The sequence below is a fragment of the Leucobacter sp. CX87 genome (genome assembly GCF_018682295.1).
Taxonomy (GTDB): Bacteria; Actinomycetota; Actinomycetes; order Actinomycetales; family Microbacteriaceae; genus Cx-87.
The window spans coordinates 139123-163567 of sequence record NZ_JAFIRI010000001.1; the positions used below are offsets into that span (position 1 = coordinate 139123).

Below are 24445 nucleotides of genomic sequence, written 5' to 3' on the forward strand. Positions count from 1 at the left end.
GGCAGGATCAGCCCCAGACGCTCGGGGCGGCGTCGCGCGTCGAGGGGAGGCGCGACGCGCTGCCCCACTCGCGCAGCTGGTCGGGCAGCTCAAAGTCGTCGATGTCGACGCCCGCCGCAGTGGCGATCTCGGCGACCTTCACCACTCCGCCGGACTTCTTCAGGATGCGCGCGCGAACGACGGCGCGCGCGTAGACCTCGGGCGTGCCCGACGCGTCGGGGCGAACGAAGCGCTGCTCGAGGAACACCGCCTGGTCGTCGAAACCGAGCATCTGCGACTCGATCGTGAACTTTTCCCACAGCTGCAGGGACTTCCGAAACGAGATCGTCTCGGCCACCACGACGGGGTACCAGCCGCGCGCGCCAAAGATCGCCATGACTCCGTTGCGCTGCAGCATGTCGAACCGGGCGACATCCATGATCGACAAGTAGACGCCGTTGTTCACGTGGCGCAACAGGTCGAGGTCGGTGGGCATCACGCGAAAGCTTGAGCGGCTCACATCGCGAAAGCCCAGGCGCGGTCCGCGTCGCCCGTGGAAGAAATAGTGCAGGAGGGTCCGAAACATCATGTGCATGTCGCGAGCCTAGGGGGAGTGCGGCCGCGCGCGACACCGGTTGTGGGAGCACTGCAATACACTGGCGATCATGGCGAAGATCCTCGTACTCAATGGACCGAACCTCGGCATGCTCGGGGTGCGCGAGCCCGAGGTGTACGGCAGCGCCACCCTCGCGGACCTCGCGCGCGTGCTCGATGCCGCGGCGACGCCCGAGCAGGAGGTCGAGGTGCGCCAGACGGACAACGAGGCCGAGATGGTCGGCTGGCTGCACGAGGCGGCACTGTCGCGCACCGATGTGATCCTGAACCCCGCCGCGTTCACGCACTACAGCTACGCGATGCGCGACGCCGCCGCCATGGTGCCGGGGGCGGGCGCCCGCCTCATCGAGGTGCACATCTCGAACCCGCACACACGTGAGACGTTCCGTCACACGAGCGTGATCTCCGGCATTGCCTCCGGCGTCATTGCCGGCTTCGGTTTCGACTCGTACTCGCTCGCCCTGATCGCCCTCCGCGGGGCTTGATCGGGACGCGCCCCGCGCCGCAAGGCGTCCAGGCGCTGACGCGGTAGACTGTTCGCTGCGTGCAATTGCGCGATTGAACCTGAAGACCGGAGACGAAACCCAGCATGGCAACTTCGAGCGACATCAAGAACGGCACCGTCATCAAGGTTGACGGCCAGCTCTGGAGCGTGGTGGAGTTCCAGCACGTCAAGCCCGGTAAGGGTGGCGCGTTCGTGCGCACCAAGCAGAAGAACGTCGTCACCGGCAAGATCATCGACAAGACCTACAACGCGGGCGCGAAGCTCGAGACCGCGACCGTAGATCGTCGCGATTTCCAGTACCTCTACATGGACGGCGCCGACTACGTGTTCATGGACCTGACGGACTACGACCAGATCACGGTCAGCCCCGTCGTCGTCGGAGACGCCTCCAACTACATGCTCGAGAACCAGACCGCGACGATCGCGCTGCACGAGGGCGAGCCCCTCTACGTCGAGCTCCCCGCCTCGGTGGTCCTCGAGGTCACCTACACCGAGCCCGGCCTGCAGGGCGACCGCTCGACCGGCGGCACCAAGCCGGCGACGCTCGAGACGGGCTACGAGATTCAGGTCCCGCTCTTCCTCGAGCAGGGCACCAAGGTCAAGGTCGACACCCGCACGGGTGACTACCTCGGCCGCGTGAACGACTAGTCATGAGCGCTCGCAGGAAGGCCCGCAAGCGGGCTTTGGACATGCTGTTCCAGGCGGACGTGCGCGGCGACGCGCTCGACTCCGTGGTGGCATCCGAGGCGACGCGCGCGTCGTCCGAGCCCGACCGCCTGACCTCGTGGATGTACGCGCGGGAGATCGTCGACGGCGTCGTTGATCACCGCGAGGAGATCGACGAGCTCATTGCGACGTACTCGCAGGGCTGGTCGATCGATCGGATGCCCAACGTCGACCGCGCGATCTTGCGGCTCGCGTCGTGGGAGATCCTGCACAACCCCGACGTGCCCGTCGAGGTGGCGATTGACGAAGCGATCGAACTGGCGAAGGAGTACTCGACTGAGGACTCGAGTCGGTTCGTGAACGGCGTGCTCGGCCAGGTGGCCAAGCAAGCGGCTCCGCGCGACGCGTCGAAGGCGAAGTCCGCGACAGCAGAGTAGCGGGGTCTGCCGGCGCGAGAGTGCCGGCAGATCCACGCTATACTTTTTGGGTTAGCACTTCTTTAATTCCCGTCCAGTGAGGCGGAGAAGGGGGGCTCGGATATGGGAACGCGTACGGTACTGGAAAGTGCCGAGATCTCGCGGGCACTCACCCGAATCTCGCATGAAATCATCGAGTCAAACAAGGGCGTATCTGGGCTCGTCCTGCTCGGCATCCCGACCCGCGGCGTCACGCTCGCGCATCGGATCGCCGACATCATCTCGCGCATCGAGGGAACGAACGTCCCCGTCGGCCAGCTCGACGTCACGATGTATCGCGACGACCTCGCCAAGCATCCGATCCGCGCGACGCTGCCGACCGCGATCCCCGAACCGGGCATTGATGGCGCAACCGTCGTGCTCGTGGACGACGTGCTCTACTCGGGACGCACCGTTCGGGCCGCGCTTGACGCGTTGAACGACCACGGCCGCCCGCGCGCCGTGCGCCTCGCCGCCTTGATCGACCGGGGACACCGCGAGCTGCCCATTCGCGCCGACTTCATCGGCAAGAACCTTCCGAGCGCGACGAGCGAGCGCATCTTCGTGCGTCTGACCGAGCACGACGGACTCGACGAAGTGGCGATCGACTCATGAGGCACCTGCTCGACACCCGCACGTTGTCGCGCGATGAGGCCATCATGATCCTCGACACCGCCGAGGACATGGCGGCGACGCAACAGCGCGAGGTCAAGAAGCTCCCGACGCTGCGCGGCAAGACCGTCGTGAACCTCTTCTTCGAGGACTCGACGCGCACCCGCATCTCATTCGAGGCGGCCGCGAAGCGGCTGTCGGCGGACGTCATCAACTTCAGCGCCAAAGGCTCGTCGGTCTCCAAGGGCGAATCGCTCAAGGACACGGCGCAGACGCTCCAAGCGATCGGCGCCGACGGTGTCGTGATCCGGCACCCCGCCTCTGGCGCGCCCGCCCGGCTCGCGAGCAGCGGCTGGATCTCTGCCGGCGTGCTGAACGCCGGCGACGGCACGCACGAGCACCCCACGCAGGCGCTGCTCGACGCGTTCACCATGCGCCGCCGACTGCACGGTGAGCACGCGAGCCGCGGACGCGACCTTGACGGCGTGTCTGTCGTGATCGTGGGCGACCTGGCGCACTCGCGCGTGGCGCGCTCGAACCTCTGGCTGCTGCACGCGCTCGGCGCGCGGGTGACCTTCGTCGCGCCCGAGACGCTGATCCCGTTCGGCGCCCGCGCCTGGCCCGTCACCGTGCGGCACTCGCTCGACGAGGCGCTGCGCGAAGACAAGCCCGACGTCGTAATGCTGCTGCGCATTCAGTCCGAGCGCATGCACGCCGCATACTTCCCGAATGAGCGAGAGTATTCGCGCGGCTGGGGCCTCGACGATCGCCGGCTGGCGCAGCTGCAGCCGCAGACCATCGTGATGCACCCGGGTCCCATGAACCGGGGGCTCGAGATTTCGTCCGCCGCGGCGGACTCTCCGCGCTCCACCGTGCTGCAGCAGGTCGCGAACGGCGTTTCAGTGCGCATGGCCGCCCTCTACTTGCTGCTGAGTGGCGAGCGCGGCGAAGCACCCGCTGACCACAACTCCAGTACGACGAACGACACGAAAGGAACGCCGGCATGAGCGCCACGAACGAGATCCTGATCCGCGGGGCGCGCCTCGCCGCTGACCTCGGTGCGCGCAGCACGGACGCGGTGGCCCTCGCAGGCGCGCCCGCAGTGGACCTGCGTATCGTCGACGGCACGATCGTCGAGCGTGGCACCGCGCTCGAGCCGCGCGCGGGCGAGCGCGTGATCGAGGCCGATGGGCTGATCGCGATGACCGGCCTGGTCGACCTCCACACGCACCTGCGCGAGCCCGGCTTCGAGCAGTCGGAAACGGTACTCACCGGCACCCGCGCGGCGGCGGCCGGCGGCTTCACGACCGTCTTCGCGATGGCGAACACCATGCCCGTAGCCGACACCGCCGGCGTCGTTGAACAGGTCCAGGCCCTGGGCGACGCCGCTGGCTACGCCACCGTGCGCCCGATCGGCGCCGTCACCGAAGACCTTGCGGGCGAGCGCCTGAGCGAGATCGGCGCGATGGCCGAGTCGCGCGCCGGCGTGCGCGTCTTCTCCGACGACGGCAAGTGCGTCCACGACCCGCTGCTCATGCGCCGCGCGCTCGAGTACGTGAAGACCTTCGACGGCGTGATCGCGCAGCACGCGCAGGATCCCCGCCTCACCGAGGGCGCCCAGATGAACGAGGGCACGCTGTCCAGCGAGCTCGGCCTCAAGGGTTGGCCCGCGGTCGCGGAAGAGTCGATCATCGCGCGGGATGTCCTGCTCGCCGAGCACGTCGGTGCGCGGCTACACATCTGCCACCTCTCCACTGCCGGCTCCGTCGAGGTGCTGCGCTGGGCAAAGTCGCGGGGCATTCCCGTGACCGCCGAGGTCACGCCGCACCACCTGATCCTCACGGAGGAGTTGGCGCGCAGCTACGACGCTCGGTACAAGGTCAACCCGCCGCTGCGGCGTGAGAGCGACGTGCTCGCGCTTCGCGCCGCCGTGGCCGATGGCACGATCGACATCATCGCGACCGATCACGCGCCGCACCCGGTCGAGGCGAAGGACTGTGAGTGGGACGCCGCGGCGTTCGGCATGGTCGGTCTCGAGTCGGCGCTGCCGGTCGCGCAGGCCACGCTCGTGGCGAACGGCCACGCGTCCTGGGCCGAGCTGGAGCGCCTGCTCTCGGCGAAGCCTGCCGAGATCGGTCGCCTGTCGGGTCACCCGACGGCGCTCGACGCCGGCCAGCCGGCCGACCTCGTGTTGGTCGACCCCAGCGGCGTCAGCGCGTTCGGCCCAGAGAAGCTGCGCGGCCTGAGCGCGAACTCGCCGTTCCTCGGCATGGAGCTGCCGGGACGCGTGCACACCACGATTCGCCGCGGCGTCATCACGCTTGACGACGGCGTGCTTGCCGACGCGGCTGCCGTGGCGGCTGCTGCGCAGGGCCGGGGGAGCGCGGCATGACCCAGCTTCTCTGGGGCCTCGTGGCCCTCGCCTTCGCGGCCCTGCTCTTTCTGCTGATGTGGACCGCCTGGCGGCGCCGCACCCGGCGCGACGCGCAGGTGGAAACCTCGGCCGCACCGTTCGCCGGGCCGCCCACGACCAGCTTCCCGCGCGTGTTCTACGTGGCGACGACGCCCGCCGGCGCGCCGCTCGAGCGCGTCGCCGCCCCCGGCCTCGCGTTTCGCGGCTACGGCGAGCTCGACCTGTTCGCGGACGGCCTCGAGTTCCGGCTGCCGGGGGAGCACCCTGTGCGCATCCCCGGCGCGCAGATTCTCGGCTCGGGCACCGCGCAGACCCGCATCGACAAGGTTGTTGAGGCCGACGGCCTCGCGCTCGTGCGTTGGCAGGCCGATGACCGGGAGCTCGAGTCGAGCTTCCGCTTCCCTGATCCTGCCGGACAGCGCGCGTTTGCCGACGCGGTCGAGGCCATCGCCCGCGCCACCCCATACTCTTCCCTTTCCGACGACACCACTCAGGAGGCCTAGGTGACTACTCTCACCGCCCACACCACTGACACTGCCCTCGACGGCGCAGTGCTCGTGCTCGAGGACGGCACGCGTCACGCGGGCCGCGCATACGGCGCTCGCGGGCGCACCCTCGGAGAGGTCGTCTTCTCAACCGGCATGACCGGCTACCAGGAGACCCTCACTGACCCGTCCTACGCAGGCCAGATCGTCATCATGACGGCACCGCACATCGGAAACACCGGCGTCAACGACGCCGACAAGGAGTCCGACAAGATTTGGGTTGCCGGCTTCGTTGTCCGCGACCCCGCTCGCCGCGTCTCGAACTTCCGTGCCGAGCGTTCGCTCGACGAGGAGCTCGTCGCCGACGGCGTCGTGGGCATCTCGGGTGTCGACACCCGCGCCCTCACCCGCCACATCCGCTCGGCGGGCGCTCTGCGCGCCGGCGTCTTCTCGGGCGCCGACGCGATGCTCCCCGAGGCGGAGCAGCTCGCGATCGTGCGCGAGCAGGCCAGCATGGCCGGCAAGAACCTCTCCGAGGTCGTTTCGACCCCCGAGGCCTACGAGGTCGCGGCGTCGGGCGACGAGCGGGTCGGCCGGATCGCCGTGCTCGACCTCGGCGTGAAGCGCGCCACAGTGACCTACCTCGCCGAGCACGGCTTCGATGTGACGGTGCTGCCGGCGCGCACGACGCTCGAGGAGATCCGCGCGCTCGCTCCGGACGCGCTCTTCTTCTCCAACGGTCCCGGTGACCCCGCGGCGTCCGACGGACACGTCGCGATCCTGCAGGAACTGCTGCGCGACGGCCTGCCGTACTTCGGCATCTGCTTCGGCAACCAGCTGCTCGGCCGGGCCCTCGGCTTCTCGACCTACAAGCTGCCGTTTGGCCACCGCGGGATCAACCAGCCCGTCATGGACAAGCGCACCGGCAAGGTCGAGATCACGGCGCAGAACCACGGCTTCGCCGTCGACGCGCCCATCGACGGGGTGATCGACTCGCCCGCCGGTTTCGGTCGCGTCCAGGTGAGCCACGTGAGCCTGAACGACCAGGTCGTCGAGGGGCTCGAGTGCCTCGACCTGCCGGCGTTCTCGGTCCAGTACCACCCCGAGGCAGCGGCTGGGCCGCACGACGCCTTCTATCTCTTCAACCGCTTCCGCGAACTCGTCAAGAGCAACGCCGAAAGCCGCACGAACACCACCGAATCGGGAGCAGCAGAATAATGCCGAAGCGTTCAGACATTAATTCCGTCCTCGTTATTGGGTCGGGCCCGATTGTCATCGGCCAGGCCTGCGAGTTCGATTACTCGGGTACCCAGGCATGCCGTGTGCTTCGCGAGGAGGGCGTGCGCGTCATCCTCGTGAACTCGAACCCTGCGACGATCATGACCGACCCCGACTTCGCCGACGCGACGTACATCGAACCGATTACCCCCGAGGTCATCGAGTCGATCATCATCAAGGAGCGCCCCGACGCGATCCTGCCGACCCTCGGTGGCCAGACCGCGCTCAACGCGGCGATGCAGCTGCACGAGCTGGGCATCCTCGAGAAGCACGGCGTCGAGCTCATCGGCGCGAAGGTTGACGCGATCCAGAAGGGCGAGGATCGCCAGCTCTTCAAGGACATCGCGATCGCCGCGGGCGCAGAGGTAGCCAAGTCCTATATCGCACACACGATCGAAGAGGCCAAGGAGTTCGCCAAGGACCTCGGCTACCCGCTCGTCGTGCGCCCCTCGTTCACGATGGGTGGCCTCGGCTCGGGCTTCGCGTACACCGAAGAAGAGCTCGTGCGCATTGCCGGCGACGGCCTGCACTACAGCCCCACGACCGAGGTGCTGCTCGAGGAGTCGATCCTCGGGTGGAAGGAGTATGAGCTCGAGCTCATGCGCGACACCGCCGACAACACGGTCGTCGTCTGCTCGATCGAGAACGTCGACGCCGTTGGCGTACACACGGGTGACTCGATCACCGTGGCCCCGGCCCTCACGCTGACGGACCGCGAGTACCAGAACCTGCGCGACATCTCGATCGACATCATTCGTCGCGTCGGGGTCGACACGGGCGGCTGCAACATTCAGTTCGCGATCGACCCGTCCAACGGCCGCGTCGTCGTCATCGAGATGAACCCTCGTGTGTCGCGCTCGTCGGCGCTCGCGTCGAAGGCCACCGGCTTCCCGATCGCCAAGATCGCCGCGAAGCTCGCCATCGGCTACCGCCTCGACGAGATCCAGAACGACATCACGAAGGTGACCCCGGCGAGCTTTGAGCCCACGATCGACTACGTCGTCGTCAAGGTTCCCCGCTTCGCGTTCGAGAAGTTCCCCGCAGCGGACGACACGCTGACCACGACCATGAAGTCGGTCGGCGAGGCGATGGCCATTGGGCGCAACTTCTCGACGTCGCTGCAGAAGGCGTTGCGCTCGCTCGAGAAGCGCGGCTCGTCGTTCCACTGGGGTGAGGATGACCGCTCGGTCGAATCGCTGCTCGTCGGCATGGTGCGTCCGACCGACGGCCGTATCATCGACGTCCAGCAGGCGCTCCGCAAGGGTGCCACCACCGAGCAGGTCTTCGACGCGACCAAGATCGACCCCTGGTTCCTCGACCAGATCGTGCTGATCAACGAGGTCGCGGACGAGGTAGCGGCGGCGCCCGAGCTCACCCGTGAGGTGCTCGCGCACGCCAAGGATCATGGCTTCTCCGACATTCAGATCGCGCAGCTGCGCGGCCTGGACGAGGCGACCGTGCGGAGCTTGCGTCACGAGCTTGACCTGCGCCCCGTCTTCAAGACGGTCGACACCTGCGCCGGCGAGTTCCCAGCGCTCACGCCGTACCACTACTCGTCGTACGACTTCGAGACCGAGGTCACCCCGTCCGACCGCAAGAAGATTGTGATCCTGGGGTCCGGTCCGAACCGCATCGGTCAGGGCGTCGAGTTCGACTACTCGTGCGTGCACGCCTCGTTCGCCCTCTCCGAGGCCGGCTACGAGACCATCATGATTAACTGCAACCCCGAGACGGTCTCGACCGACTACGACACCTCGGATCGCCTGTACTTCGAGCCGTTGACGCTTGAGGATGTGCTCGAGGTCATCCACGCCGAAAGCAAGAGCGGTGAGCTCGTCGGCGTCGTCGTGCAGTTGGGCGGCCAGACGGCCCTCGGCCTGGCACAGCCGCTGAAGGACGCTGGGGTCCCGATCCTGGGCACGACGCCCGAAGCGATCGACCTGGCGGAGGAGCGCGGCGCGTTCTCGAAGATCCTCGACGAGGCCGGCCTCGTGTCGCCCCGCAACGGCACTGCAACCGACGAGGCCGGAGCGATCCGGATCGCCGAGGAAATTGGCTACCCGGTGCTCGTGCGCCCATCGTTCGTGCTCGGCGGACGCGGCATGGAAATCGTGTATGACACGGCCTCGCTCAGCGGCTACTTCGAGCGGATCGAGGGCCACGCGCTCGTCGGCCCCGGCCACCCGCTGCTGGTGGACCGGTTCCTCGACGACGCGATCGAGATCGACATCGACGCCATCTTCGACGGCGAGCAGCTGTACGTCGGCGGCGTCATGGAGCACATCGAGGAGGCGGGTGTGCACTCGGGTGACTCGAGCTGCACGCTGCCGCCCGTGACGCTCGGACACGACCAGATCGCCCAGGTTCGGGACGCCACTGAGGCAATCGCGCGCGGCATTGGCGTGCGCGGCCTGCTAAACGTGCAGTTCGCGATCGGGCAGGGAGTGCTTTACGTACTCGAGGCGAACCCTCGCGCGTCGCGCACGGTCCCGTTCGTCGCGAAGGCCCTCGGGATCCCGCTGGCGAAGGCGGCATCGCGGGTCATGGCGGGCGAGAGCATCCAGTCTCTGCTCGACTCGGGCTTCCTGCCCGAGCGTGACGGCTCGCGCATCCCGATTGACGCCCCGGTCGCCGTGAAGGAGGCCGTGCTTCCGTTCAAGCGCTTCCGCACGCACGAGGGCCTGATCGTCGACTCGCTGCTCGGCCCCGAGATGCGTTCGACCGGCGAGGTCATGGGCATGGACCGCGACTTCCCGCGTGCCTTTGCCAAGAGCCAGGCCGCGGCCGGTAGCGCGCTGCCGCTGTCCGGCACCGTGTTCGTTTCGGTCGCCGATCGTGACAAGCGCGCCGTCGTGCTGCCGGTGCTGCGCCTGCAGGAGCTCGGCTACGAGATCCTCGCGACACAGGGCACCCAGGTGGTGCTCGCCCGCAACGGCATCACGTCCCGCGCAGTGCGCAAGCACTCGGAGCAGAGCGAGGGCGACTCGGTCGTTGACCTGATCAACGCGGGCAAGATCGACATCGTCATCAACACGCCGAGCGGTCGCTCGGCGCGCGCGGACGGGTACGAGATTCGCGCGGCGACCGTCGCGGCGGACAAGCCGATCTTCACCACGATCGCCGAGCTGGCCGCCGCGGTCGGCGCGCTCGCGGTGGCGAACGAGGGCTTCTCGGTGCGCTCGCTCCAGGAGTACGAAGCCGATCGGGTAGAACAGCGCGCGGCAGAGGCCGCCGCTCGATGACCCAGTCGTTCGGGGACCGGCTCGCAGCGGCATTCGCTGCGGGCCGGCACCTGTGCGTCGGAATTGACCCGCACGACTCGCTGCTCGCCGACTGGGGAGTGTCGAACGACGCCGCCGGGGCCGAGCGGATGGGCCGGGACGTTGTCGCGGCCGCCGCCGGCGTCGCGGCCTGTGTCAAGCCGCAGATCGCGTTTTTTGAGCGCTTCGGCGCCGCGGGCTTCGTAGCGCTTGAGCGAGTCTTCGCTGACGCGCGTGCAGCCGGCGTGACCGTAATTGCCGACGTGAAGCGCGGCGACATCGGCTCGAGCTTCGCCGCATACGCTGACGCCTGGCTGACGCCTGGCTCGCCCCTCGAAGCGGACGCGATGACCGTCGCGGCGTACCAGGGGTTTGGCACGCTAGCGGGTGCCTTCGGCCACGTGCGCGATCACGGCAAGGGCCTGTTCGTGCTCGCCGCGACCTCGAACCCCGAAGCGTTTGCCGTGCAGACCGCTCGCCTTGCCGACGGGCGCACGGTCGCCGAGGGCATGGTTGCCGACGCCGCGTCGTGGAACGAGGCGGCGGCGCGCGCCGGATCGGGCTCACCCGAAGTCGGCTCGATCGGTGTGGTGCTGGGCGCGACGCTCGAGCTCGACCGCTTCGGAATCGCGACGGACGGGTACGCCGGGGGACCGGCGCTTCCAGTGCTCGCGCCGGGTTTCGGGTTCCAGGGGGCACGCGTCGAGGACGCGGGCACAACCTTCGGATCGCTCTCTCGAGGTCTGCTCGCCAGCGAGTCGCGCAGCGTCCTCGCGGGCGGTGCCGCTGGCCTCGCCAAGCGAATCGCTGAGCGTTCGGCGACGATTGCCCAAAGCCTCGGTACTCTGGACACACTATGAGTACGCACGCAGAGATGCCCCAGGTCGATCGGGTCGCGGCAAACCGCGCCGCGGTCGAAGCGCGCCAGGGCCGCGCCGAGCTGAAGCGACGACTGCGCAGCGGTGAGCTGTCGCCCATGCGCGTGCTCGAGCAGTCTCTCGAACGCGGCTCCGCGGCCTCCGGCCTCCGCATCACCGACTTCCTCCTCAGCCTGCCCGCGATCGGCCAGGTGAAGGCCCCGCGCATCCTCGAGGACCTCGAGATCTCCGAGCGCAAGCGGCTCGGCGGTCTGGGCGCGCGTCAGCGCTCCCGGCTCGAGCAGTTCATGCGCGAGCGCTTTGGTGCTACGACGGAGCGGCCGCGGCTCACGGTCCTTGCCGGGCCCACCGCGGTGGGCAAGGGAACGGTGGCGACCTACGTGCGCGAGCACTATCCCGAGGTCACGCTGTCCGTGTCGGCGACGACGCGGAAGGCGCGTCCCGGCGAGGTCGAGGGCCAGCACTACTACTTCGTCGACGACGAGCAGTTTGACCGCATGCTTGCCGGCGACGGGTTGCTCGAGTGGGCGACGGTGCACAACCAGAACCGTTACGGGACCCCCCGTCAGCCCGTGCTCGAAGCCGCCGATCGCGGCGAGCTCGTGTTGCTTGAGATCGACCTGCAGGGTGCGCGTCAGGTGCGCGCCGCCATGCCCGATGCGCGACTGGTCTTCCTCGCGCCGCCCAGCTGGGACGAGCTGGTGCGCCGACTTGTCGGCCGAGGCACGGAGGACGAGGCGGAGCGGGAGCGTCGTCTCGCGACCGCCAAGGTTGAGCTCGCGGCGGCCGAAGAGTTCGACGAGATCATCGTCAACGACACTGTCGAGCGGGCTGCTGCCCGTCTCGTCGACATCATGCGCGGCGACGCGTAAAACCGAACGGCAAACGCGCAGCCCGAAATCCCGGGCATCCGGTAAGCTAAGTAGGTCTACTTGAGGAGCACACCCATGGCCAATGTGAACGGCATTATCGATCCCCCCATCGACGACCTCCTGTCGAAGGTGGAATCGAAGTACGCGCTGGTGATTTTTGCGTCGCAGCGCGCGCGCCAGATCAACGACTATTACACCGACCTGCACGACGGGAACCTGTACGACAACGTCGGACCGCTCGTGGACTCCACGGTCGAGGACAAGCCGCTGTCGATCGCGCTGCACGAGATCGTCGAAGGCAAGCTGACCATGACGGCTCGTCCCGAATAGTCACACAGGCATTCACTGTCGGCGGTGCCGGATACCCTTGAGAGGGATCCGGCACCGCCGTTCCTGTTCCACCCCACTGTTCTTATTCACCCGCGTCGCTGGAGCTCACTATGACCCGCCTGTTTACCTCTGAGTCTGTGACCGAGGGGCACCCCGATAAGATTTGCGATCGCATCTCCGACACCATCCTGGACGCGATGCTGGAACAGGATCCCGGGGCCCGCGTCGCCGTCGAGACGCTCGTGACCACGGGCCTCGTGCACGTGGCGGGGGAAGTCTCGACCTCGGGGTACGTCGAGATCCCGCAGCTTGTGCGGGACGCCGTGCGCGAGATCGGCTACACGAGCTCGGAGATGGGCTTCGATGGGAATTCCTGCGGGGTCTCGATTTCGATCGGACAGCAGTCGCCCGACATCGCGGAGGGCGTGGACGCGTCCCTCGAAACCCGCCTCGGCCTCGACGACGACGACCTCAGCCGCCAGGGCGCGGGCGACCAGGGCATCATGTTCGGCTACGCGTGCACCGAGACGCCTGAGCTGCACCCGCTGCCGAGCTGGCTCTCGCACCGCATGGCCGAGAAGCTGGCCGAGGTTCGCCGTTCGGGCCAGCTGCTCGAGCTTCGGCCCGACGGCAAGACCCAGGTGACGGTCGGCTACGACGGCACCCGCCCCGTCTCGATCGAGGCCGTCGTGGTCTCCACCCAGCACTCGCGCGACATCTCGCAGGAGGCGCTGCGCGCCGAGGTCGAGCGGCTCGTGATCCGGCCAGTGCTCGATCTGGTCGAGCTGCCCAGCGCGCACGCCGAGCTCTTCATCAACCCGGCCGGACCGTTCGTCGTCGGTGGCCCCATGGGCGACGCGGGCCTCACCGGTCGCAAGATCATCATCGACACCTACGGTGGTGCCTCGCGGCACGGCGGCGGCGCGTTCAGCGGCAAGGACCCCTCGAAGGTCGACCGCTCGGCCGCGTACGCGATGCGCTGGGTCGCGAAGCACGCGGTCCGTGCCGGTCTTGCCGAGCGCCTCGAGGTCCAGGTGGCGTACGCCATTGGTCGCGCACACCCGGTCGGACTCTACGTCGAGGCCTTCGGCACCGAGACCGTCCCGCTCGACCGCATCGAGTCGGCCATCCGCGAGGTGTTTGACCTCCGCCCGCTTGCGATTATTCGCGACCTCGACCTGCTGCGCCCGATCTACGCGAAGACTTCGGCCTACGGCCACTTCGGGCGCGAGCTGCCCGAGTTCACCTGGGAGGCGACGCCGCGGGTCGCCGAGCTGCGCGCTGCCGCCGGTCTCGACCGCTAGCGAGCCGACTTGACCGCGCAGGATCCCGCCTCAGCGTCCGTTCCGGAGGGGACGGACGCTCGAGCGATCCCGGTGCCCGGTGCGGGAGATTTGCCCGACCCCGGTACAGGCGCGAGCGCGGTCCCCGCCCCGGCGACGGGCCCGGTCGCGCGGATCCTGTTGGACTCGGCGCTGCCGCAGCTCGATCACCTCTTCGACTACGCGGTGCCCGAGTCGCTTTCGGGGACGCTGCGCGCCGGGCAGCGCGTGCGCGTGCCGTTTCGGTCGCGCACCCGCAACACCTTCGGCTACCTCATCGACTTCGTTGAGCGCAGCGAATTCACGGGGGAGCTCGCGCCGGTCACCGACGCGGTCTCGCCTGTCTCGGTGCTGACCCCCGAGGTGTGGCAGCTCGCCCGGCACCTGGCCGACCGAGCTGGCGGAAGCGCCGGCGACATCCTGCGCCTCGCGATCCCGGCGCGACAGGTACGCGTCGAGAAGCAGCACCTGGCCGGTACGGCGGCCGACCCGGGCGCTGACGACGTCCCGTACGAGGCCGTCGAGCCCGAAGCGACAATCGGCCAGCTCCTCGTCGACGGCGCGAGACTGTCGCTCACGGCCTCGCACGGCCCCGAGCGCCTGAGCACGGGGGAGTGGGTCGGCACCTGGGCGGCCGAGCTCGCCCGCACGGCGCTCGCGACCCATGCCGCGGGCAAGAGCGTCATCATCGTCGTACCCGACTATCGCGACCTCGACCAGGTGCGCGACGCGCTCGCCTCGCTCGGACACGCGGGGGTCGTGCGGGTGGACTCCCGTCAGTCAAATGCCGAGCGCTACGCCGCATTCATGCGGGCGCTCGACCCGGTGCCACGCATCGTCCTCGGCAATCGCTCCGCCGTCTATGCGCCCGCGCACGACCTGGGCGCGATCCTGGTCTGGACCGACGGCGATCCCGTCCTCGCCGAGCCGCTCGCGCCGTACGTGCACGCCCGCGACGCGGCGCTTGTGCGCGCCGAGCTCGAAGGGGCCGGTCTGCTTTTCGCTGCGCACGCGCGCAGCACCGAGGTGCAGCGGCTCGTCGACCTGGGCTACGTCCGCCCGCAACGCACCCCGCCCAAGCGCACCCGCATCGTGCTCTCGGGCGCGCTCACGAACGAGGACCGGCAGCCCGGTCGCATCCCGGGGATCGCGATCCAGACCATTCGCGCGGGTCTCGAGACCGGTCCGGTGCTCGTGCAGGTCGCGGCGCCCGGCTACGCCCCGATCGCCGTGTGTGGGCGGTGCCACGACCTTGCGCGTTGCCGCTCGTGCAACGGCCCCATCGGCTTCCGGAGTCAGGGCCGCGCGGCCTGTCGCTGGTGCGGAGAGAGTGCGGCGGGCTGGCGCTGCGCGCAGTGCGGCGAGACGAAGCTCGAGGTGCGCGGCGCCGGGTCCGGCCGCACGGCGGAGCAGTTCGAGACGGCGCTGCCCGGCACTCGGGTGTTGTTGAGTGACGGGGAACACGCCCGTAGTCGCGTGGATGCGCGCCCCGCGCTCGTCGTCGCGACGCGCGGGGCCGAGCCGCTCGCGGCCGGCGGCTATCGCGCGGTCGTGCTGCTCGATGCCGACCGATTGATGGGGCTCGAGACGCTGCGCGCGGGCGAGGACTGCCTGCGCTGGTGGGAGAACGCCGCGGCCCTAGCCGCCCCCGGCGCGAGCTGCGTGCTCGTCGGGGCGGGCGGGCCGCTCGTGCGGGCATTCGCGACCGGGCGGGTCGAGGAGTGGCTGCAGCAGGAACTCGCCGACCGGCAGGGGCTCCGGTACCCGCCGGCGGTGCGGGTGGCCAGCGTGACGGGGGGCGCCGCCGAAGTCGAACGGGCGCTTTCGCGCCTCGATGGCCTCACCGGAATCGACCGGCTTGGGCCGACGCCGCAGCCCATGGCCGATGGGGTCGAGACCGTGCGAGCGATTGTCCGCTTTGACTATCAGCAGGGTGCTGAAGTCGCGAAGCGCCTGCGCGCGGCGCTGATCGCCGATGCCGCTGGGGCCACGTCTCGCACGCGCGGGCGCGCCCCGGGGCGCCGCCCCGAGGCGTTGCGGCTGCGCTTCGACGACCGTGGCGTCTTCGACGGCTAGGCGCGGTGCCCCGGCAGCGACCCGTCGCAAATGGCTGCTCCCGGCTCCCGGAAGAGCCATATGCGCCGGATCGCGCGGCGGCGGGTGGGGCCGCGCGACGTCTGGGAGATCCTGCGGGGAAGGGAACGCCCGGGCGACCTGCGAGAATAGACCCCATGCGTATTGTCTTCGCCGGCACCCCAGAGGTTGCCGCCCCCTCGTTGCGGGCACTCGTGGCCGCCGGCCACGAGGTGCTCGCCGTCATCACCCGTGAGGACGCGCCACTCGGCCGCAAGCGCGTGCTCACGCCGTCACCGGTCGCCGACGCGGCCGAGGCGCTCGGCCTGCCCGTGATCAAGGCGAACACGCTCGGCGAGGCGGTCACGGCGCAGGTGGCGGCTCTCGCGCCCGACCTCGGTGTGGTGGTGGCGTACGGCGGTCTGATTCGCGAGCCGCTGCTGAGCACGCCCGTGCATGGCTGGATCAACCTGCATTTCTCTGACCTGCCGCGCTGGCGGGGCGCCGCACCGGTGCAGCGCGCGCTCATGGCGGGCGAGCAGGAGCTCGGCCTCACGGTGTTTCGCCTCGTCGCCGCACTCGACGCGGGCGACGTGTTGACGCGTGACGCGCTGACCGTACCCGCCGGCACGAGCGCGGGTGACGCGCTCGCGCTGCTGGCAGAGCACGGCACCGCGTCGCTGCTCGCCGCCGTCGAAGGCCTCGATTCCGGCGCCCTGGCCGGCGAGCCGCAGGTCGGCGAGACAAGTTACGCCCACAAGCTCGACCGCTCACACGGTCACCTCGACCCGCGGCAACCCGCCGCGCAGATTCTCGCGCACTGGGCGGGCGTCACGCCCGAACCGGGCGCCACCCTCGAAACGGACGGAGCGTCACTCAAGGTGCACGCCATCACTCTCACCTCGGGCGCATCGCCCGCCCCCGGCGTCGTCGCACTCGTCGACGGCAAGGCAGTGCTCGGCACCGTCGACGGCATCGGCCTCGCGCTCGACCGCGTGCAGCCGGCCGGCAAGCCCGCCATGGACGGCGCTGCCTGGCTGCGCGGCCGCGGCGGATCGGTCGTGGTCGCGTGAGCGGCGAGCGGCGCCCGAGCGGCGGAACGCACGGCCAGAACGGCGGATACTTCAACGGCGGCGGTCGCGGCGGCGCGCAGGGCGGCGGCCCCCGCGGGGGCAACCGTCGCGGCGGTCAGCAGCAGGCGCCCAAGGCCTGGATCTCGGGGGCGCGCCTCGTCGCCTACGACGTACTGCGCGACGTGGAAGAACGCGACGCCTACGCAAACCTTGCCCTCCCGGCAAAGATTCGGGCGGCGAAACTCGACGCCCGTGACGCCGCGCTGGCGACAGAGCTGACCTCGGGCACGCTGCGCGGCCAGGGCCGCTACGACCGGATCATCGAGATCGCGGCGAACCGTCCCCTCGCCGACATCGATCCGCGCACCCGGAATGTCCTGCGCCTCGGCGTGCACCAGCTGCTCTCGATGCGGGTGGGTGCCCACGCTGCCGTGAACGAGTCGGTCGAGCTGCAGCGCCGCGTCGCGGTGCCGCAGGGCGCAGGCTTCGTGAACGGCGTACTCCGCACGGTCGGCCGCGCCGACCCCGCCGAGTGGGACGACCGCATCAACGACGAGGCGGCCTCGCCCGACGAGTCCCTCGCCCAGCGCTCCTCGCACCCCGTCTGGGTGCTGCGCGCCCTGCGCGCCGCGCTGACGGCGGAGGGTCGCGCGGACGAGCTCGGCGCCCTCCTCGAGGCCGACAACCTGCCGCCGCGCGTGAGCGTCGCGGCGCTGCCCGGCCAGGGCTTCGACGCCGACGAATCGACGCTCGAGCACGCGGGCCTGCGCGCCTCGGGCCCCTCGCCGATCGGATTCGAGCTCGCGGGCGGCGACCCGATCTCCGCGATCAAGGCCGCGGGCGCTGCAGACGGCACGGTTCGTGTGCAGGATCAGGGCTCCCAGCTCGCGGCGCTCCTCCTCACCCGAGCGAAGCCGGTCGCCCCGGGCGAGCGCTGGCTCGACCTGTGCGCGGGCCCTGGTGGCAAGACCGCGCTGCTCGGCGCCGAGGCCGCGCTCGGTGGCGCCACGGTCCGGGCGAACGAGGTCTCCGAGCACCGCGCCGACCTGGTGCGGCGCGCCGTCTCGGCCGTGAGCGCACACGTCGACGTCGTCAGCCATGACGGCCGCGAGGACGAGGCCTACGGGGGAGCGGACGCCCGCTTCGACCGCATCCTCGTCGACGCGCCTTGCAGCGGACTGGGCGCGCTGCGCCGTCGTCCCGAAGCGCGCTGGCGCAAGCAGCCCGAGGAGTTGCCGCCGCTTCGCGTGCTGCAGGCCGAGCTGCTGACCGCCGCAGCGAGGCACCTCGCCGATGACGGCGTGCTCGCCTACGTCACCTGCTCGCCGCACATCGCCGAGACCCGCACCGTCGTGGACCGCTTTCTCGCGAAGCACCTCGAGTTCACCGAGCTCGACGCACGCGCGATCGCCCAGCGCGAGGCCCGCGGCGAACTCGAGCTCGCCGGCGAGGCGCTCTCGGTACAGCTCTGGCCGCACCGCAACGGCACGGACGCGATGTTCGTCTCCCTGCTCGCCCGCCGCTAGCGCGGGCTCGGGCAGGATCCGCCGGTGCGGATTCTGCCCTGCGCGGTCACGAATGTCGGAGATGACACGTATGTCGGACGGGAACACGGCGTTTCGTTCCGACATGTGTGACATCTCCGACATTGCTCACGCAGCACCGGATCCTGCCCGCCGGTGCGGATCCTGCCCGCCGGTGCGGATCCTGCCCGATAGACTTGCCTGCGTGACCGCAGCGCGCATTAACCCGAGCATCCTGTCCGCCGACTTCGTCAACCTGCAGCATGAGCTCGAACGGATCGCCACCGCCGACTACGTGCACGTTGACGTGATGGACAACCACTTCGTGCCGAACCTCACGATGGGCCCGCCGATCGTGGCGCGCATCCAAGAGGTGTCGCCGGTGCCGCTCGACGTGCACCTCATGATCTCCGACGCCGACCGCTGGGCGCCGGGCTACGCCGAGCTTGGGGCATTCTCCGTGACCTTTCACGCCGAGGCCGCGGCCGACCCGGTCGCCCTCGCGCGTAAGCTCCGCGACATCGGCGCCCGCGCCGGCATCGCGTTGAAGCCCGGCACCGACCCCGAGCCCTATCTCGAGATTCTGCACGAGTTCGACCAGGTGCTGGTCATGACGGTCGAGCCCGGGTTCGGCGGCCAGTCGTTTATGCCCGACATGATGCCGAAGCTGCGCCTGTTCGCCGAGGCGAAGAAGCGGCAGGGCCTCGACGTCTGGTTGCAGGTCGACGGCGGCATCACGGTCGACACGATCGGCATCGCGGCCGAGGCCGGCGCGGACACGTTCGTGGCCGGATCGGCCGTCTACGGCGGCGTGCCCGAGTCGCGGATCGCCGACCTGCGCGTCGCCGCGGCGGCGCACGCGCACTAGTTTTTCCCCGAGCGACGCCACTCTCAGGGCCGAAACCGGTCGTGTGGCGCGTCGCACCCCCCGGCGACCGCTAGGCTAGGCACGTGAAATCGTTCGATTCCCTGTTCTCCGAGCTCAGCGCGAAGGCGGTGGCGCGCCCTGAAGGCAGCGACACCGTGGCCCGACTGGACGCCGGCGTGCATGCGATTGGGAAGAAGATCGTCGAAGAGGCCGCCGAGGTGTGGATGGCGGCCGAGTACGAGTCTGACGACGCGTGCGCGGAAGAGATCAGCCAGCTGATCTATCACCTGCAGGTACTCATGCTCGCCAAGGGGCTCACCCTTGACGACGTGAACAAGCATCTCTAGCGCCCGACGCCTCTGTCGTCGGCGCGCTTCCCGGTCATCCCTCTCCACGAAGGACCGGATCCGGTCCCTCACGACAGAATCGAAACCTCATGCTCCGTATCGCCATCCCCAATAAGGGATCGTTGTCCGAAACCGCCGCCCTCATGCTCGCCGAGGCCGGGTACTCGGGCCGCCGTGACTCGCGCCAGCTCGTGCACACCGACACGCGCAACGACGTCGAGTTCTTCTACCTGCGCCCCCGCGACATCGCCACCTACGTCGGCTCGGGTGCGCTCGACGTCGGCATCACGGGTCGCGACCTGCTGCTCGATTCAGGATCCGGCGCGCACGAGATCGCCGGCCTCGAGTTCGCCGACTCGACGTTCCGCTTCGCGGCCCCGTCGAGCGAGATCACCGAGGTCGCGCAGCTCGCGGGCAAGCGCGTCGCCACGAGCTACCCGAAGCTCGTCGACGACTTCCTGCGCGCCCGAGGCGTCGTCGCGACGCTGGTCAGCCTCGACGGTGCCGTCGAGTCCGCGGTGCGCTTGGGGGTCGCAGACGCGGTCGCGGACGTCGTGTCGACCGGCGCCACGCTGCGCGCCGCCGGCCTCGAGATCTTCGGACCGGTCATTCTCGAGTCGACCGCGCTGCTGATCGGCGGCCCGAAGGCGCACCCTGACAGCGCACGACTGCTGCGCCGCCTCCAGGGCGTGCTCGTCGCCCGCAAGTTCGTCATGATGGATTACGACCTTCCCGAGGACAAGCTCGAGGCCGCGATCGAGATCGCCGGCGGCATCGAATCGCCCACGGTCTCGCGGCTGCGGGACCCGGAGTGGGTTGCGGTGCGCGTGATGGTGCTGGCCGATAGCGCGAACCAGGTGATGGACCAGCTCTACGACCTGGGCGCCCGCGCCATCCTAGTCACGGCCATCCACGCCGCTCGCCTCTAAGAAAGCCGCGACATGAGCATCAGCGTTCGCGTCATTCCCTGCCTCGATGTGGCCGGCGGCCGCGTCGTCAAGGGCGTCAACTTCATGAACCTGCGTGATGCGGGCGACCCGGTCGAGCTCGCAGCGCGCTACGCCGAGCAGGGGGCCGACGAGCTCACCTTCCTCGACGTCACCGCGACGGTGGACGATCGCAGCACGACGCACGACGTCGTGCGGCGCACCGCCGAGCAGGTGTTCATTCCGCTGACCGTCGGTGGCGGCGTGCGCAGCGCTGACGACGTCGCGCGGCTGCTCGAGGTGGGTGCCGATAAGGTCGGCGTGAACAGCGCCGCGATTGCCCGCCCGGAGCTGATCGGAGAGATCGCCGACCGCTTCGGAGCCCAAGTACTCGTGCTCTCGCTCGACGTCAAACGCAGCGATCGGATGCCCTCGGGCTTCGTCGTCACGACGCATGGCGGCCGACGCGAAAGCGACCTCGACGCGCTCGCCTGGTGCAGCGAGGTGACCGAGCGCGGTGCGGGCGAGTTGCTCGTCAACTCTATGGACGCCGACGGCACGCTCGCGGGCTTTGACCTCGAACTCGTGCGCCGCGTGCGGGCGCTCTCACCTGTGCCGGTGATCGCCTCTGGCGGCGCCGGCAAACTCGAACATTTCGCCCCAGCGATCGAGGCGGGTGCCGATGCAGTACTTGCGGCGTCCGTCTTCCACGACGGCACATTCACGATTGGTGAGGTGAAGCACGCACTCGCCGAGGCGGGCTACCCCGTGCGACTTCCCGGAGGTGCCGCATGAGTGGCGAGATCAACGCACAATCAGCGATCACCGGCCCCGAGGGCCTCGTCTTTGGCGAGGGCGGGCTGATGCCCGCGATCATTCAGGACGATGCCTCGGGCGAGGTGCTCATGCTCGCCTGGATGGACGCCGAGGCGGTCACCCGCACGCTCACGACCGGGCGGGTGACCTTCTGGTCGCGTTCCCGCCAGGAGTACTGGCGCAAGGGGGACACCTCGGGTCACCGCCAGTACGTTCGCTCGGTGGCGACGGATTGCGATGGGGACACGCTGCTCGTGCGCGTCGCCCAGATTGGAGCGGCGTGTCATACGGGCACCCGCAGCTGTTTCACCGGCCGGGAGCTGCCCTCGATCGAGGGCGATCCCGGCGGTGACCAGGGCTAACCTGGGGGTTTTCCCGAAACTCCGCCGCGGGCGCTAAACGGGCGTAACGTCTGGTGCATGAGCATCAATACGCAGTCGGGGGCGGTGGTCGAAACCCGCTCCCTGGTGAAGACGTTTGGGCGCGTGCGGGCGCTGGACGGGCTCGACCTCAGCGTCGACCGAGGCGAGGTGCATGGCTTCCTCGGCCCCAATGGCTCGGGGAAGTCGACGACGCTGCGTGTGCTCCTCGGCATGGTGCGCGCGAGCGCCGGCCAGGCACATCTGTTCGGGCAGGATCCGTGGCGCGGCGCGGGCCTGGTCCACCGGCGCGTGGCCTACGTGCCGGGGGATGTGAGCCTCTGGCCGAATCTCACGGGCGGCGAGGCGATTGACCTCATCACTCGACTTCGCGGTGGCGACGAGGACAAGCGCGCCTACGCGGCGCGGCGGGCCGCCCTGATTGAGGCGTTCCAGCTTGACCCGGGGAAGAAGGCGCGCACATACTCGAAGGGGAATCGTCAGAAGGTCGCGCTGATCGCAGCGCTCGCGACTCCCGCGGACCTCTACATCTTTGACGAACCGACCTCCGGGCTTGACCCGCTCATGGAGGCGACCTTTCGGGCGCAGATCGCGCAGCTGCTGCGCGACGGGGAGAGCGTCCTACTCAGCAGTCATATCCTCAGCGAGGTGGAGCACCTCTGCGACCGGGTCAGCATCATCCGTGCGGGACGGACCGTCGAGACGGGCACGCTTGCCGAACTTCGCCACCTGACCCGAACTGAGGTCTCGCTCGCCCTCGTCGGGCCGGCGGGGGAACTGACCTCCGACCAGCTCGCCAGGATCCCCGGGGCTCACGACCTCGTGCGCGACGGCGCACGACTGCGCTTCACCGCCGACAGCGACGACATGCCGCGCGTGCTCGGCGCGCTCGCCGAGCTGCGCGCCGCGGGCGTCACGGTCAACCCTCCCTCGCTCGAGGAGCTCTTTCTCCGGCACTACGGCGCGGAGCCTGCCGCGCCGGGAACGGCGCAGGCGGAGTCATGACCGAGCGGGCGCCGCGCGTGCTGCGCACCCTGGTGGCACAGCGTTTCCGGCGCGACCGGACGCAGGCCCTTGCCTGGCTCGCGGGTTTTGCGCTTCTGGCCTACGTGGGCAATGCCGCGGTGGCGGGCACGTTCGGCACGGCGGCCCAGCGCACCGAGGTGCTGCACCTCATTCAAACCACCCCGGCCATCTTGATCCTGCGCGGCACCCCGCAGGGCCCCGCCGCGGACGCATTTCAGTTCTTCCTGTTGTTTGCGTTCCTGGCCGTGCTGATCGGGCTCATGATGACGTTCCTCGCGGTGCGACACACGCGTGCCGACGAGGAGTTTGGTCGGACGGAGCTCATCAGCGCGACGCCCGCAGCGCGGTACGCCCCGCTCGTGGCGACGCTCGTCGAAGGAGTGTCGCTCAGCCTCGCGATCGGCGCCGTGTCTGCCCTCGGCTATTTCTGGGGCGGAGCCGGGGCAACGGGAAGTGTACTGGCGGGGTGTGCGCTCGCGGTCGTGGGGCTGGTCTTCCTCGGGGTGGGGCTCGGCGCTTCGCAGCTCATGCGCACCTCGCGTGGGGCAAACGGACTTGCCGCAGCGGTGGTCACACTCGCTTACGTGCTCCGGGGTATTGGCGACGCGAACGGCACGGTCCAGGCCGACGGGGTGAGTATGACGCCGGCGTGGCCGAGTTGGCTGAGCCCGATTGGCTGGGGACAGGCGGTGAATCCGTTTACGCCCGCCGCTGCGGGTGGCGAGCGGGTCTGGCCACTCGGGCTGGGGCTCCTCCTCGCCGTCGCCCTGGGGGCGGTCGCACTCGCGCTGCAGGGGCGCCGCGACTTGGGCTCGAGCCTGCTCCCGGAGCGGGCCGGGCGCCCGGCGGCGCGCTCCAGTCTGCGCGGACCGCTGAGCCTCGGATGGCGCCTGCAGCGCACGGCGACGCTGGGCTGGGTAATTGCCGGCGGACTCTTTGGGCTCCTCGTCGGCGCGCTGGGGCAGACCTTGCTCGAGCTCGTGCGGGTCGGGAGTGGCCCTGCCGACGAGTTCAGCAACACGCTCAGCAGCACGCTCAGATCGTTTGCGGGCCCGCAGGCGCAGGGGTCGTTCATCGACCTGTTCACCTCGTCGATGTTCAGCCTGATCGGCCTCCTCGCAGCGGTAGCCGCCGTCCAGGCGATGGTGCGCGCACGGCAGGATGAATCCTCTGGCACCGGCGAGCTGGTGCTGGCGACGCCCGTCACGCGAGTTCGGTGGTTTCTGAGCTTTCTGGTGCTCGGTGGCGTGACCGCCGTGCTCGTGCTCGGCGCCGCGGTGCTCGGGGCACTTCTGGGTCTGAGTCAGTCACCCGGGTTCGGCGACCGGGCCGCGATCGCCGCCGTCGCCAGCCTTGCGCAGCTGCCCGCCGTACTCGTGCTGCTGGCAGCCGCTGCGCTTGTCTTCGCGGTGCGGCCGCGAGCGACGATCTGGCTCTCGTGGGTGCTGCTGATCCTGGCCATCGCGATCGGACAGTTCGGCGGGCTCCTCGGGCTGCCCGACTGGGTGCGCAGCGTCTCTCCGTTCTCCCACACGCCGATCGTGGTGGCTGTGTCTCCGAGCGGACCGGTGGACTGGGGTCCCGCGTGGGCTATGGCAGCGACCGCGGTCGCCGCCGCCGTAGTCGCCGCCTGGCTCGTGCGCCGGCGGGACCTCGCGCTTTCGGACTAGGGGAGGCGATCCTGTTTCTCGGCGCGGCCAGGACCATCCCGCCTCCATGCGGGCGCAGGATCAGCGCGGGCGC

Annotated in this window: 24 protein-coding genes; 23 read left to right on the top strand and 1 reads right to left on the bottom strand. The window is 69.5% G+C overall.

Going from position 1 to position 24445, the window contains the following annotated elements; all coding sequences use genetic code 11:
- Positions 1 to 7 precede the first annotated feature (7 nt).
- Entirely contained in the window at positions 8 to 574 is a 567-nt protein-coding gene (locus KOE53_RS00630; RefSeq protein WP_188044916.1) for an acyl-CoA thioesterase, read from the bottom strand.
- Between the two features lie 70 nt (positions 575 to 644).
- On the opposite strand from KOE53_RS00630, the gene KOE53_RS00635 reads away from it, so the two are divergent.
- The 23 genes from KOE53_RS00635 to KOE53_RS00745 all read left to right on the top strand — a co-directional run bounded on the left by KOE53_RS00635 (position 645) and on the right by KOE53_RS00745 (position 24372).
- The gene (locus tag KOE53_RS00635; RefSeq protein WP_188044915.1) at positions 645 to 1079 is read left to right on the top strand and encodes a type II 3-dehydroquinate dehydratase; all 435 of its coding nucleotides are present in this window, start codon (positions 645 to 647) and stop codon (positions 1077 to 1079) included.
- Between the two features lie 104 nt (positions 1080 to 1183).
- A complete protein-coding gene (gene efp / locus KOE53_RS00640) occupies positions 1184 to 1747 on the top strand; it encodes an elongation factor P (protein ID WP_188044914.1) in 564 nt (187 codons plus the stop codon).
- A gap of 2 nt (positions 1748 to 1749) precedes the next feature.
- Positions 1750 to 2202, top strand: a complete 453-nt coding sequence (nusB, locus tag KOE53_RS00645; protein WP_188044913.1) for a transcription antitermination factor NusB — start codon at positions 1750 to 1752, stop codon at positions 2200 to 2202.
- Between the two features lie 102 nt (positions 2203 to 2304).
- Positions 2305 to 2835, top strand: a complete 531-nt coding sequence (gene pyrR, locus KOE53_RS00650) for a bifunctional pyr operon transcriptional regulator/uracil phosphoribosyltransferase PyrR (protein ID WP_188044912.1) — start codon at positions 2305 to 2307, stop codon at positions 2833 to 2835.
- Positions 2832 to 3839 carry an aspartate carbamoyltransferase catalytic subunit gene (locus KOE53_RS00655; RefSeq protein WP_188044911.1) on the top strand — a complete coding sequence of 336 codons (1008 nt, stop codon included), beginning with the start codon at positions 2832 to 2834 and terminating at the stop codon, positions 3837 to 3839. The genes pyrR and KOE53_RS00655 overlap by 4 nt, the downstream gene beginning before the upstream one ends.
- Positions 3836 to 5224, top strand: a complete 1389-nt coding sequence (locus KOE53_RS00660) for a dihydroorotase (RefSeq protein WP_188057045.1) — start codon at positions 3836 to 3838, stop codon at positions 5222 to 5224. The genes KOE53_RS00655 and KOE53_RS00660 overlap by 4 nt, the downstream gene beginning before the upstream one ends.
- Positions 5221 to 5748 carry a PH-like domain-containing protein gene (locus tag KOE53_RS00665; protein ID WP_188057046.1) on the top strand — a complete coding sequence of 176 codons (528 nt, stop codon included), beginning with the start codon at positions 5221 to 5223 and terminating at the stop codon, positions 5746 to 5748. Before KOE53_RS00660 ends, KOE53_RS00665 begins: the two co-directional genes overlap by 4 nt.
- Entirely contained in the window at positions 5749 to 6948 is a 1200-nt protein-coding gene (gene carA / locus KOE53_RS00670) for a glutamine-hydrolyzing carbamoyl-phosphate synthase small subunit (protein ID WP_353055543.1), read from the top strand. It begins immediately after the preceding gene.
- Entirely contained in the window at positions 6948 to 10250 is a 3303-nt protein-coding gene (gene carB, locus KOE53_RS00675; protein ID WP_188057047.1) for a carbamoyl-phosphate synthase large subunit, read from the top strand. Before carA ends, carB begins: the two co-directional genes overlap by 1 nt.
- Entirely contained in the window at positions 10247 to 11128 is an 882-nt protein-coding gene (gene pyrF, locus KOE53_RS00680) for an orotidine-5'-phosphate decarboxylase (protein WP_188057048.1), read from the top strand. The genes carB and pyrF overlap by 4 nt, the downstream gene beginning before the upstream one ends.
- Entirely contained in the window at positions 11125 to 12018 is an 894-nt protein-coding gene (gene gmk / locus KOE53_RS00685) for a guanylate kinase (RefSeq protein ID WP_188044906.1), read from the top strand. Before pyrF ends, gmk begins: the two co-directional genes overlap by 4 nt.
- A gap of 75 nt (positions 12019 to 12093) precedes the next feature.
- Positions 12094 to 12348, top strand: a complete 255-nt coding sequence (rpoZ, locus tag KOE53_RS00690) for a DNA-directed RNA polymerase subunit omega (protein WP_188044905.1) — start codon at positions 12094 to 12096, stop codon at positions 12346 to 12348.
- 110 nt (positions 12349 to 12458) lie between these two features.
- A complete protein-coding gene (gene metK, locus KOE53_RS00695) occupies positions 12459 to 13652 on the top strand; it encodes a methionine adenosyltransferase (RefSeq protein WP_188044904.1) in 1194 nt (397 codons plus the stop codon).
- A 9-nt stretch (positions 13653 to 13661) separates the two neighbouring features.
- Positions 13662 to 15746, top strand: a complete 2085-nt coding sequence (locus tag KOE53_RS00700) for a primosomal protein N' family DNA-binding protein (RefSeq protein ID WP_251364040.1) — start codon at positions 13662 to 13664, stop codon at positions 15744 to 15746.
- A gap of 155 nt (positions 15747 to 15901) precedes the next feature.
- Entirely contained in the window at positions 15902 to 16816 is a 915-nt protein-coding gene (locus tag KOE53_RS00705; protein WP_188057049.1) for a methionyl-tRNA formyltransferase, read from the top strand.
- Positions 16813 to 18342 carry an RsmB/NOP family class I SAM-dependent RNA methyltransferase gene (locus tag KOE53_RS00710; RefSeq protein WP_370566912.1) on the top strand — a complete coding sequence of 510 codons (1530 nt, stop codon included), beginning with the start codon at positions 16813 to 16815 and terminating at the stop codon, positions 18340 to 18342. Before KOE53_RS00705 ends, KOE53_RS00710 begins: the two co-directional genes overlap by 4 nt.
- 202 nt (positions 18343 to 18544) lie before the next feature.
- The gene (gene rpe / locus KOE53_RS00715) at positions 18545 to 19207 is read left to right on the top strand and encodes a ribulose-phosphate 3-epimerase (RefSeq protein WP_353055544.1); all 663 of its coding nucleotides are present in this window, start codon (positions 18545 to 18547) and stop codon (positions 19205 to 19207) included.
- Positions 19208 to 19290: 83 nt separating this feature from the next.
- Positions 19291 to 19554 carry a phosphoribosyl-ATP diphosphatase gene (locus KOE53_RS00720; protein WP_188044901.1) on the top strand — a complete coding sequence of 88 codons (264 nt, stop codon included), beginning with the start codon at positions 19291 to 19293 and terminating at the stop codon, positions 19552 to 19554.
- 89 nt (positions 19555 to 19643) lie between these two features.
- Positions 19644 to 20483 carry an ATP phosphoribosyltransferase gene (gene hisG, locus KOE53_RS00725; RefSeq protein WP_188044900.1) on the top strand — a complete coding sequence of 280 codons (840 nt, stop codon included), beginning with the start codon at positions 19644 to 19646 and terminating at the stop codon, positions 20481 to 20483.
- A 12-nt stretch (positions 20484 to 20495) separates the two neighbouring features.
- The gene (gene hisF, locus KOE53_RS00730) at positions 20496 to 21275 is read left to right on the top strand and encodes an imidazole glycerol phosphate synthase subunit HisF (RefSeq protein ID WP_188044899.1); all 780 of its coding nucleotides are present in this window, start codon (positions 20496 to 20498) and stop codon (positions 21273 to 21275) included.
- On the top strand, positions 21272 to 21658 hold the full coding sequence (hisI, locus tag KOE53_RS00735) for a phosphoribosyl-AMP cyclohydrolase (RefSeq protein ID WP_188057050.1): 387 nt from the start codon (positions 21272 to 21274) through the stop codon (positions 21656 to 21658). Before hisF ends, hisI begins: the two co-directional genes overlap by 4 nt.
- A gap of 57 nt (positions 21659 to 21715) precedes the next feature.
- Positions 21716 to 22681: an ABC transporter ATP-binding protein gene (locus tag KOE53_RS00740; RefSeq protein ID WP_188057051.1), complete on the top strand. Its 966-nt coding sequence runs from the start codon at positions 21716 to 21718 to the stop codon at positions 22679 to 22681.
- Complete coding sequence (locus KOE53_RS00745; RefSeq protein WP_188057052.1) at positions 22678 to 24372, top strand: ABC transporter permease; 1695 nt, start codon at positions 22678 to 22680, stop codon at positions 24370 to 24372. Before KOE53_RS00740 ends, KOE53_RS00745 begins: the two co-directional genes overlap by 4 nt.
- The last annotated feature ends 73 nt before the right edge of the window (positions 24373 to 24445 follow it).